We start from the raw sequence: 10,966 nt of genomic DNA, 5'->3' as shown, positions 1-10,966 counted from the left end.
TTTGGTGGATGCACCCGGAAAGAAATTTGTTTTCAGTCTCTTCGATACGCATGAAATATGGGTGGCAGACTTTTCAGGGGAAGACAGCTCTAAACCCCAACTTACCAAGTACCGAGATACTGGCTTACAACCTTATGACGCACTGATCTCACCCGATGGCCGTTACTACATCGCAGGCTTGTTTGGTGAAGATGGTATGTCGAAACTTGACTTATGGCACCTTGAAAACCCGCCAGAAAAAATATTGCCAAATTACGGCCGGGGAGAGCAGAAGCTACCCGTCTACAAGATGCCTCACCTGGAAGGTTGGGCTGTTGCAGGCAACTATGCATTTGTTCCTGCCGTTGGGCAGCACCAAGTATTGGTGGTGGATATGAACACTTGGCAGCAAGTAGACAAAATCGATGTGCATGGTCAGCCAGTGTTTGTCATGGCTAGACCGGATGGTCGCCAAATTTGGGTGAACTTTGCCTATCCAAATAATGACACGCTCCAAGTAATAGATGCTGAAAGCCGCTCATTATTTAAAACACTAAAACCTGGAAAGGGTGTGCTTCATATGGAGTTTACTTCACGTGGTGAGCATGTGTGGGCTTCTGTCAGAGATTTAAACTTGGTGAATATCTATGACACCGAAACCTTGGATTTAATAAATCAGTTTGAGGCGACAAGTCCTAGTGGGATTTTCTTTACCTCTCGGGCGCATCGTTTGGGCTTATAAAGCTCCGGTCGCTCCAAAAACAAGAACAGTGAGAAAGAAAGGTGATGTGATGAATATACAAGCTCCTAGCAATACAGGTATTGAACCCGAAAGAGTCGTTCTGGATGACTTGAGCAGTAGTTTATTAGATTCCTATCAACGTAACTTTCCTATCACTTCACGGCCCTTTGCCGACATGGCAGAGCAGTTGAATTGCTCCGAACCAGATGTATTGACCAAGCTCTTGGCACTTAAAGATAGCGGTATGCTGACGCGCATAGGGCCGGTGTTTGACCATAAGCGAGCCGGGGCTAGTCTCTTGGCGGCTGTGAGCGTTCCATCTGAGCTGACAGAAAAAGTAGCTGCCCAGATTAACGAATATGAAGAGGTGAATCATAACTACGGACGAGAGCATAGTTATAATCTGTGGTTCGTTGTTACGGCACCGACTCCCAAATTTCTGGACTTGATACTGGATGATATGGAAAAGACGATTGGCTTTCCAATCCTACGCTTGCCAATGGAAAAGGCTTATCATATCGACTTGGGGTTTCATGTGGGTGATAGAAAAACGGATCGCCCCTTCACTCAGCACCTTCATAACACGAATAACCGTGAGTCTGGCGAAAAAATTAGACTCATTGAGAGCGGTGATGTCCTTTCTGATTACTTGCAACAGCGACTTCGAGAGCTAATACAAGATGGTTTTCCTTTAACCCGGAAGCCTTTTGAGCGCCTGTCACAGACGCTAAGCCAATATCAAGGTGAAGAGTGTTCAGCTGTTACCGAGTTGCAGGTGATAGATACGCTCAATTACTGGGTACAAAGCGGCCTGATTAAGCGTATAGGGTTGATTACCAATCATCACAAACTTGGTTTTAAAGAAAATGCCATGGTGGTCTGGAATATTCCAGAAGATCAAACTGACAGGATTGGTAAGATTTTTAAAGAATCCGGTTTGGTGAGCTTGTGTTATAAGCGTCGAAGACAGTTACCTGAGTGGCCCTATAATCTCTACTGCATGATTCACAGTCGGGACCGGAATCTGGTTGCAGAACATATTGAAAAACTGGTAGGGCTGGCCGAGCTTAAAAATACTGAGAAAAACATTCTATTTAGTACGCATCAATATAAGCAAAAGGGTGGAGTTTATACGCGCTCGCAAAGGCAGCATAAAATTGAAATAGCCTCACCCGTTGCGAACCTGGCTTCGCTTGTTGCACCCTTATCACTTGCGGGGAATCATTCATGAATGCCATGGATTTGAAGATCATAAACCGTCTCCAGTATGGTTTTCCTATTTGTGAATACCCTTTTGCCGAAGTTGCAAAAGAGCTGGACATAAAAGAATCAGAGTTGATCGACCGAGTTGAGAAGATGCGTGCCGATAAAACGCTAACGCGCTTTGGCCCAATGTACCATGCAGAGCAGTTGGGTGGTGCACTGTCACTTGCCGGTATGGCGATACCGGAAGAGCGCTTTGATGAAGTAGCTGAAATCGTCAATGGCTTTCCCGAGATTGCTCACAACTACAAACGGACTCACGAATTGAATATGTGGTTTGTGATTGCAACTGAGGAACAGGAAGGTAAAGGGCGAGTGATCGAAGAAATTGAACGTCAGACAGGATTTAAGGTCTACGACATGCCGAAGAAGGAGGAGTTCTATGTTGGATTCTATCTCGACCTCGAATGATTTTTATCGCCCTCAAGCGGAGGACTTACCTATGGAGGAGGAAGAAAACTACTCACTATCGAGTATAGATCGCGAGTTGATCGTCTTGACTCAGGAGGGTTTGCCTCTTGCCCCACGACCTTATCATGTGCTGGGTTTGATGTTGAATATATCTGCCGATGAGGTGATGGCGCGTCTGCAACGTATGTTAGATAAAGGGATTATTCGAAGAATCGCTGCAGTACCCAATCACTACAAACTGGGCTTTAAAGTAAACGGTATGACTGTGTGGGATGTGTCCGACGAAAAGGTGAGTGAATTAGGACAAGCTTTGGGCGATTTATCCTTTGTTAGTCACTGTTATCACAGGCCCCGCCACTTACCGCTATGGAGGTATAACCTCTTTGCCATGGTTCATGGTAAAACTAAACAAGAAGTTGCGAAATATATAGAGCAGATCAATCAGCTATTGGGTGATGACTTACGAGCGAGCGATGTGCTCTACAGTACCAAAATATTAAAAAAGACCGGTCTACGAATCGGTCAGAGAGAAGCGCCACCTAGCGCTAAAAAGACCTGAACAGAGACCAATAGAATAAGGCGAAGTGCCATGTTTAGAATTAGCCAGTACATGAAAATTCTGCACGATCAAACGCCATTAGGGCCATTGCGAAAGCCGCCAGGCCCCGTCGTTATCTGGAACCTGATTCGGCGTTGTAACCTAACCTGCAGACATTGTTATTCCATTTCGGCAGATACTCACTTTCCAGGCGAACTAAGCACCGAAGAAGTCTTTACCGTGATGGATGATTTAAAGGCTTACGGTGTGCCTGTCTTGATTCTTTCAGGTGGGGAGCCTTTGCTTCGGGACGACATCTTTGAAATTGGAAAAAGAGCGAAAAGCATGGGCTTTTATGTTGGCTTGTCGAGCAACGGTACCCTAATCGACGAAGACAACATTAAGAAAATAGCTGAAGTTGGTTTTAATTATGTCGGTGTCAGCATCGACGGCTTGCGTGAAAATAATGATGAATTTCGCCAGATGCAGGGTGGTTTTGATGCGGCCTTAAACGGAATTAAACTCTGTCGAGAGAACGGTATTAAAGCTGGCTGGCGCTTTACACTGACGGAACAAAACAGTGACGATTTAACTGCGCTGCTCGATATAATGGACGAGCATGGCGTAGAGAAGTTTTACTTATCCCACCTTAACTATTCCGGCCGTGGTAAGCGCAACAGTAAGCGTGATGCCTATTTTCAGACAACGCGTGAAGCTATGGATCTGCTATTTGACCGAGCCTGGAATGATGTTGTTTCTGGCAAGGTGACTGAATATGTTACCGGGAACAATGACGCTGACGGTGTTTACCTACTTCAGTGGGCTGAAAAGCGTTTTCCAGAACGTGCGCCACTGTTAAGAGAGCACCTTGAACGCTGGGGGGGTAATTCTTCAGGAATTAATATTTCCAATATCGACAACTTGGGAAATGTTCACCCCGATACTTTCTGGTGGAGTCATCACATGGGTAATGTCAAAGAACGCCCGTTTTCAGATATTTGGCAAAATACCGACGATGAATTAATGCTGGGGCTACGCATGAGTCCACGTCCTATTGAGGGACGTTGTGCCAAATGTGATTACTTTGCGATATGTGGTGGTAATACTAGGGTGCGAGCTTTCAGTAGTGATGGTGAATATTGGGGAGAGGACCCGGGCTGCTATCTGGATAATCAGGAAATTGGTTTGTCAGAAGACGATATTGATGGTGCCGAGGCAGTTAATACGCACTTGCTTGAAAGTACAAACGCTACACCTCAGGCTGTTTAGGAGAGGCTTATGAATCAAGATAATTTTTCCAATGCTGGCCTAAAACGCCCACAAGAATTGTTTGCTAAAGGTTCTGAAAATAGACGACCTTTTCTACCCGGAGAAGTTGCTCTGATCGGCGCCGGACCGGGTGATCCTGAACTGTTAACCATAAGGGCTCATCGCTTAATCAAGCAGGCTGACTGTGTTATTTATGACCGCTTGGTCAGTGCTGAAGTGATGGAATTAGTGTCGCCCAGGGCAGAGTGTATTTATGTGGGTAAGAAAAGTGCCGACCATGCTTTGCCCCAAGAGCAAATAAACCAGTTGATTGTCGAAAAAGCGATGAGCGGCAAGAAGGTTGCTCGTCTTAAAGGCGGTGACCCTTTTATCTTTGGTCGTGGTGGTGAAGAGGTTCAGGAACTGTTGGATGCGGGGGTTGCTTGCCGAGTCGTCCCAGGTGTTACCGCTGCTTCAGGTTGTACGACTTATTCCGGCATTCCATTAACTCACCGGGATTTTGTTCATGGTTGCACTTTTATCACGGGCCATCTTCAGGATGATACGCTGGATTTACCTTGGCAGGCTTTGGCACGTGAAGATCACACTGTTGTGATTTACATGGGTATTAAAACATCACCAATACTGTCTAGAGAGTTAATTAATAACGGCTTGGCCGAAGACATGCCGGTTGCCCTAATCAGTAACGGCACCACAGAGAATCATCGAACCTATCGAACCAATATTTCAGATTTGCCAGAATTTGTTCTAGCGAACCAAATCAAGCCGCCAACACTGATTGTTATTGGCCGAGTGGTAAATGCTTTGGATACCGAAGGTTTTGATCAGGCTACTTTGCTTGATGAAGCCTCCAGGCATGAACAGATGATGACTAAGGTAGGTTGATTGTGAGACAGCTGTTATTTCTCTTAAGTCTATTTTCCTCGTTTGCTATTGCAGGCTCACCGGAGCTCGCGTCTGAGCCCGAAGTAAATATCAATAGCAGAATGGGGCAGGAGCTATACCAAACTCATTGTCAGGCCTGTCATGGTGAGAATCGTTTGGGTGCAATGGGTCCGGCTTTACTTCCTGGGAACCTCAAGCGCTTGAGAAAAAATAAAGCGCTAGGTGTCATTAAAAATGGCCGCGTAGCGACGCAAATGCCAGCATTTATGAGTACGCTTAATGACGCGGAAATCGAAGCTTTGGGTGATCTGATCTATACGCCTTTGAAAGAGATGCCGAAGTGGGATTTGAGTGATATTAATCAGTCTCAAAAAGTCTTTTTCAAGCCTGGCGACTTAGGTGAAAAGCCGGTTTTTGAAGCCGATATGATGAACTTGTTCATTGTCGTTGAGCTAGGTGATCATCATGCAACGGTTTTGAATGGTGATACATTTGAGCCTATCCATCGTTTTAAAACCCACTTTGCCTTACATGGTGGGCCAAAGTATTCACCTGATGGTCGCTTTGTTTACTTTGCTTCACGTGATGGCTGGGTGAGCAAGTTTGATATCTATAATCTAGAGATTGTTTCTGAAGTCAGGGTGGGGATTAATACACGTAACCTCGCTGTATCGAGTGACGGCCGCTATGCCATGGCGGCGAATTACCTTCCGAATAACTTGGTGATCCTGGATACCAAAGATCTGTCTCCCATTAAGGTGATTGATGTTAAGGATAAGGATGGTAATACGTCGCGCGTCAGTGCTGTCTACAATGCACCGCCAAGAAATAGCTTTATTGCTGCCTTAAAAGATATAAAAGAGGTTTGGGAAATAAACTATGAAGACAAACCTCCTGCCGGTTTCGTTGGTTGGGAGCATAGCTATCACAAAGAAGCGGGGGACGTTGTTACACCTGAACCTTTCCCGATTCGAAAGGCCAAAGTGTCAGCCTATCTAGATGACTTCTTTTTTAACCAGGACTATAGCTTACTCTTCGGTGCCTCACGTGAAGGCGAGGGGATTATCGTCTCGCTAGATGCCCGCAAAGAAATTGGTGAGCTAGATGTCCCGGGTATGCCGCACTTGGGGTCAGGGATTACTTGGGATTATCAAGGCAAAGAAGTGATGGCAACGCCGAACCTAAAGGACGGAAAGGTCAGCATTATCGATATGGATAACTGGCAGACAATTAAGCATATCGAAACAAAAGGGCCAGGCTTTTTTATGCGTAGCCATGAGAAGACACCTTATGCCTGGGTCGATGTTTTCTTTGGTCCAAACAAAGACCTTATGCACGTTATCGATAAATCGACATTGGAGATTGTTAAAACACTGCAGCCTATTCCCGGCAAGACGGCGGCTCATATTGAATTCACCAAAGATGGTCGCTATGCCCTGATGAGTATTTGGGATATGGACGGTGCGTTGATTGTCTATGATGCGCAAACGCTTGAGGAAGTGAAACGCTTGCCGATGACGAAGCCTTCGGGGAAGTATAATGTCTTTAATAAAACCACTTACTCCCGTGGCACGAGTCATTAACATGATACTTTAAAGGGCGATGAGCATGAGATTCAGATCTTTAATATTAGGCAGTATTGCAACCATTGTGATCCTGCTAAGTGCTCAGCTCGCCTATGTATTAATTGCCTCTTATATCGGTCAAGCTGCTTCAAACTCCACATTAATTGGTGAACACAAAGACCTGATGTGGTTCTTTCTCAGCATATGCTCATATGCGCTAAGCTTCTTTTTGGGTGGTTTTATTACATCCTTAATGGAGAGCGGTGCGCCCGTGCTGAATGCCGTAACGGTAGGGTTTATCGTCGCCATGTTATCAATGCTTAGTGTTGGCGACCTTAGTGTGCTTAATACTCGGGCATTGATCATGGTGTTCTTCGGCGTCGCATTCGCCTTTCTTGGCGGCGTTTGGGGCGCGGGAGTCTTTGCTAGAAAGCTAGTCTGATTTTTTTCCGTTTGCTGTTCACAACCTGTAACCCCTTAGCTTTGCTTATAGGGTTACACCCCCCCTCTCTATTTTTGTCTAGTACTAGCCTGCCAACGAGCCGGAGAGGGTGTAGCCAACAGGTTGGTTGAGACTATGGTTCTGACCCGATTGAAGCTGTGTGGCTTGTTTAAGCCTTTCTAATTCTCTGTTGTCATTTTAACTCACGGGTGTCATTTAGACTTCTTTAAAGTGTTGTCATAATGAAGGTTTATCAGAAAAATAACAATAAAAACAATGATCTATATCCTGGTACGGTATTTGTAATAGCTAAGTCGTGAGCTTGTTTTTCTGTCCCAATAATTGAATGTCAGAAAAGCATATCAAGGAGGAGGGTTCACATTACAAGTGGGGTGACCGTCAAGGGTATACCGGGTTTTCAAAGGCTCGGTAGCCGTTACTCAAAGCGGCGCAAGAGATAAAAACAGGAGGCAAACATGGCTGATAACTTTACCAAAGGAATGGCCCGAAATATTTATTATGGTGGTGGGGTGTTCTTCTTCCTGCTGCTTGTCGGGCTGACCTTTGACACAATGCGGATATTGCCGGAGCGAGATCATCGGGAAAATATTACCGAAGCTGTCGTGAAGGGCAAAGAAATATGGGAAAAGAACAATTGTATCGGTTGTCACAGTTTGATGGGGGAAGGGGCTTACTTTGCACCTGAACTTGCAAATGTATTTGATCGATATGGTGCCGGTGATGAGGCGGTATTTGAAAGCTTCATGCAAAACTGGATGGCGATTCAGCCATTAAATGTTCCAGGTCGCCGTCAAATGCCTCAGTTCCATTTATCAGAAGAGGACGTACATAACGTTTCTCAATTCCTGATCTGGACCTCGCGCATTGATGACAATGACTGGCCACCGAATAAGCAAGGTTAGGGAGTTGCTATGAAATACGAATCGCAGAGTGTTGCAAAAAACTATTTTATTTTCGCCATGGTTCTGTTCGCAGGTCAGGCGGTATTCGGGCTCATTATGGGTCTTCAATATATCGTTGGTGACTTTCTAGCAGGTGCTATTCCGTTTAACGTTGCACGTATGGTGCACACGAACTTGCTCATCGTTTGGCTATTATTTGGCTTTATGGGAGCAACTTACTACCTTGTCCCAGAAGAGAGTCAAACTGAACTGTATAGCCCCTTGCTTGCCAAAATCCTGTTTTGGGTGTTTGCCGCAGCCGGCGTTGCGACCATTCTAGGTTATTTGCTAGTGCCTTATAGCACCTTGGCAGATATTACTTTTAATGAACTCTTACCGACCATGGGGCGAGAATTCCTTGAACAACCGACGATTACTAAAATTGGTATTGTCATCGTTTGTCTCGGGTTCATCTTCAATGTAGGTATGACCATCCTTAAGGGCCGCAAAACAGTGATCAACATGGTATTGATTACAGGTCTGATTGGTTTGGCAGTGTTCTTCTTATTCTCTTTCTATAACCCAGGTAACTTGGTTCTTGATAAGTTCTTCTGGTGGTGGGTTGTTCACCTATGGGTTGAAGGTGTTTGGGAATTGATCATGGGTGCTATTTTGGCTTATACCTTGATCAAAGTGACTGGCGTTGACCGTGAGATAATAGAGAAGTGGTTGTATGTGATTATTGCTTTAGCACTGATTACCGGCCTGATAGGAATGGGGCACCACTACTTCTGGATCGGCCCGGGTGAGTACTGGTTGTGGCTGGGTTCTATCTTCTCAGCGCTTGAACCAATTCCTTTCTTCATGATGGTTGTGTTCGCATTCAAGATGGTTCGTGAACGTCGTCATGAGCATGGCAACCAGATAGCATTGACTTGGGCTTTAGGTACTTCGGTAATGGCGTTCTTGGGCGCAGGTGTATGGGGCTTCATTCATACGCTAGCACCGGTGAACTATTTTACACACGGTTCGCAGATTACTGCAGCTCACGGACATCTAGCATTCTTTGGGGCTTACTCAATGATTGTGATGACGATAATGTCCTATTCAATGCCAATTATGCGTGGTCGCCCTCACGGCAACTGTGAAAGAGCACAGAGATTGGAGCGTATGTCGTTCTGGACAATGTGTATCGCAATGTGCGGTATTACTTTGGCATTAACAGTGGCGGGCGTCTGGCAGATTATTCTCCAGCGTTTACCAGATGACGCAAATGCTCTGAGCTTTATGGCAACTCAAGAACAACTTCATCCTGTCTTCTGGGTACGTTTGTTCTTCGGTGTGATGTTCACTACAGGTGTAGGCATGTTCTTCGCAAGCTTCTTTGTTGGCGATAAGCAAGGTCTAGTTATCCCTGAGGGTGAGCAAAGAGCAGCTTCATAAGTGAAGTGCAAGTTGGCTGAACTTAGAACTTAGGAATAAGCTTAGCCAGCTATATTGACCCCACTTAGGTGCAGTCAGATATTTGGGCTGCACCTTACTCCATAACCATAATCTATGATGTTTAATCAGGTGTTAGATGGAAGAGTTAGTTGGTGAATTTTGGCATCGATTTGTTACGCGACAAGCTTCAACTGAGTTTGAAGATGCGCGCGTAGATTTAGTCGAATTGAGTGCTCAGTTAGCACCCTTTTACCGTGCTCTCGGCGGAAGCCCAGGCAAAGTGATAGAAGGTGCAATGGGACGCGAGCTGAAATTTCGTCGTAGACTGATTCAACGTATGGCGGGGACGCATAAGCGAAGTGAATTGGCATGGCAGGATGAACGTAGTCTGCGTTTGCCAACATCACATGCCTTATTTGAAGACAAAGCTTTAAACGAAGATTTATATTTCTGGTTGACGGCCTTGGCCGCTCAACTACCGAAAGTGACGCACTGGTTTACCGATAACCAGCAAGCGACGCTAGAGATCCTAAAGTCAAAACCGGGGTTAAGAGAGCGGTATTTCCGCCTTGTCGACGCGGTTTTGCCTTTGCGACCTCCTTTGGAAAAATTACAGGGTGAAAGACTTGATCGCGAGCTTGCGATACATCAAGCACTAAAAGACCCAGGGAGCGTCGAAACACTCCCGAAAGCGCCGGGCGACCCTTTCCCGATTAGCCTATGGCTCTACCCAGAACCGATTCATGGGGTTAGTGTTGCACCGATTGAAGAAGATGAAGAAGAGCTGCCAGCTGAAAGCAGCGGTGCCCAGACTGAGAAAGTTCGTGGCCCGCGTAAAGATGCTCAGCGCACCGATGATGCCAAGAAGACCGATGGCTTATTAATCTTTATGCTCGATAGCTTATTCAGCTGGACGGAGCATGTTGATCTAGACAGACCTCAGGAAGAGGATGTAGACGATGATGCCAGTTCCGTTGCAGAAGATCTGGATATTATTACGCTTTCTCGTAAGCGCCGGGCTGGCGCAGCTAAGATCAAGTTCGACCTGGATTTACCCGCCCCGCATAACGATGATTTAGCCATTGGTGATGGCATACGCCTTCGTGAATGGGATTACAGAAAGTCTGTCTATATTGAAGACTTTTGTTTATTGCAGCCCATGCTAGCGGATGACGCCGAGCCAAGTGGCGTTCCTGGTCACTTAACTAAAACTGCAAACCAGCTCAGGCATCGATTCAGCGCTTTGAAATTTCAACAGCATTGGCTTCGCCGTCAGCCTTTAGGTAGCGAGCTGGATCTGGATGCCTGTATCGAATCTATTGTTGAGCCTGATACTAATACAGGCAATGACAACTTTTATAAGCACCGTAAAGAAAGCCAACGAGATATTTCCTGCTTGTTATTAGCGGATTTATCTATGTCGACTGATTCGGGAATCAACTCAAATCAGCGTGTGATAGATATTATTCGAGATAGTATCACCTTGTTTGCCGAAGCCTTGAGCAGTGCAGGGGACCCTTTTGCAAT

11 protein-coding genes are annotated in these 10,966 nt (G+C 45.7%); all 11 read left to right on the top strand.

Annotated features, from left to right (window positions below; all coding sequences use genetic code 11):
* On the top strand, nucleotides 1-721 hold a 721-nt coding region (locus A3735_RS25510; RefSeq protein ID WP_304440025.1), incomplete at its 5' end, for a cytochrome D1 domain-containing protein.
* A gap of 49 nt (nucleotides 722-770) precedes the next feature.
* A complete protein-coding gene (locus A3735_RS25505) occupies nucleotides 771-1,952 on the top strand; it encodes an Lrp/AsnC family transcriptional regulator (protein ID WP_068514296.1) in 1,182 nt (393 codons plus the stop codon).
* Nucleotides 1,949-2,395, top strand: coding sequence for an Lrp/AsnC family transcriptional regulator (locus A3735_RS25500; protein WP_068508088.1), 447 nt, complete (start codon nucleotides 1,949-1,951; stop codon nucleotides 2,393-2,395). Before A3735_RS25505 ends, A3735_RS25500 begins: the two co-directional genes overlap by 4 nt.
* Nucleotides 2,367-2,954, top strand: a complete 588-nt coding sequence (locus tag A3735_RS25495; protein WP_231875547.1) for an Lrp/AsnC family transcriptional regulator — start codon at nucleotides 2,367-2,369, stop codon at nucleotides 2,952-2,954. The genes A3735_RS25500 and A3735_RS25495 overlap by 29 nt, the downstream gene beginning before the upstream one ends.
* A 30-nt stretch (nucleotides 2,955-2,984) precedes the next feature.
* On the top strand, nucleotides 2,985-4,202 hold the full coding sequence (gene nirJ, locus A3735_RS25490) for a heme d1 biosynthesis radical SAM protein NirJ (RefSeq protein WP_068514299.1): 1,218 nt from the start codon (nucleotides 2,985-2,987) through the stop codon (nucleotides 4,200-4,202).
* Nucleotides 4,203-4,211: 9 nt separating this feature from the next.
* The gene (gene cobA, locus A3735_RS25485; RefSeq protein WP_068553755.1) at nucleotides 4,212-5,087 is read left to right on the top strand and encodes a uroporphyrinogen-III C-methyltransferase; all 876 of its coding nucleotides are present in this window, start codon (nucleotides 4,212-4,214) and stop codon (nucleotides 5,085-5,087) included.
* A gap of 2 nt (nucleotides 5,088-5,089) precedes the next feature.
* Nucleotides 5,090-6,670, top strand: a complete 1,581-nt coding sequence (locus tag A3735_RS25480; RefSeq protein ID WP_231882653.1) for a cytochrome D1 domain-containing protein — start codon at nucleotides 5,090-5,092, stop codon at nucleotides 6,668-6,670.
* A 25-nt stretch (nucleotides 6,671-6,695) separates the two neighbouring features.
* Entirely contained in the window at nucleotides 6,696-7,094 is a 399-nt protein-coding gene (locus A3735_RS25475; RefSeq protein WP_068509634.1) for a hypothetical protein, read from the top strand.
* Nucleotides 7,095-7,570: 476 nt separating this feature from the next.
* A complete protein-coding gene (locus A3735_RS25470) occupies nucleotides 7,571-8,017 on the top strand; it encodes a cytochrome c (RefSeq protein ID WP_068506849.1) in 447 nt (148 codons plus the stop codon).
* Nucleotides 8,018-8,026: 9 nt separating this feature from the next.
* Nucleotides 8,027-9,439 carry a cbb3-type cytochrome c oxidase subunit I gene (locus A3735_RS25465; protein ID WP_068514304.1) on the top strand — a complete coding sequence of 471 codons (1,413 nt, stop codon included), beginning with the start codon at nucleotides 8,027-8,029 and terminating at the stop codon, nucleotides 9,437-9,439.
* Between the two features lie 136 nt (nucleotides 9,440-9,575).
* Nucleotides 9,576-10,966 (top strand): hypothetical protein (locus A3735_RS25460; RefSeq protein ID WP_068638885.1); only part of this gene is annotated, 1,391 nt, incomplete at its 3' end.

This window comes from Oleiphilus sp. HI0061 (assembly GCF_001635675.1).
The sequence above is the reverse complement of the archived record's forward strand: the minus strand, read 5'-3'. Positions and strand labels throughout refer to the sequence as shown.

What these genes read in the sequence shown, in the direction of transcription:
- nirJ (WP_068514299.1), top strand. Translation starts at nt 2,985, where the DNA reads ATGTTTAGAATTAGCCAGTACATGAAAATTCTGCACGATCAAACGCCA.
- cobA (WP_068553755.1), top strand. Translation starts at nt 4,212, where the DNA reads ATGAATCAAGATAATTTTTCCAATGCTGGCCTAAAACGCCCACAAGAA.
- A3735_RS25500 (WP_068508088.1), top strand. Translation starts at nt 1,949, where the DNA reads ATGAATGCCATGGATTTGAAGATCATAAACCGTCTCCAGTATGGTTTT.
- A3735_RS25505 (WP_068514296.1), top strand. Translation starts at nt 771, where the DNA reads ATGAATATACAAGCTCCTAGCAATACAGGTATTGAACCCGAAAGAGTC.
- A3735_RS25495 (WP_231875547.1), top strand. Translation starts at nt 2,367, where the DNA reads ATGTTGGATTCTATCTCGACCTCGAATGATTTTTATCGCCCTCAAGCG.
- A3735_RS25470 (WP_068506849.1), top strand. Translation starts at nt 7,571, where the DNA reads ATGGCTGATAACTTTACCAAAGGAATGGCCCGAAATATTTATTATGGT.
- A3735_RS25465 (WP_068514304.1), top strand. Translation starts at nt 8,027, where the DNA reads ATGAAATACGAATCGCAGAGTGTTGCAAAAAACTATTTTATTTTCGCC.
- A3735_RS25475 (WP_068509634.1), top strand. Translation starts at nt 6,696, where the DNA reads ATGAGATTCAGATCTTTAATATTAGGCAGTATTGCAACCATTGTGATC.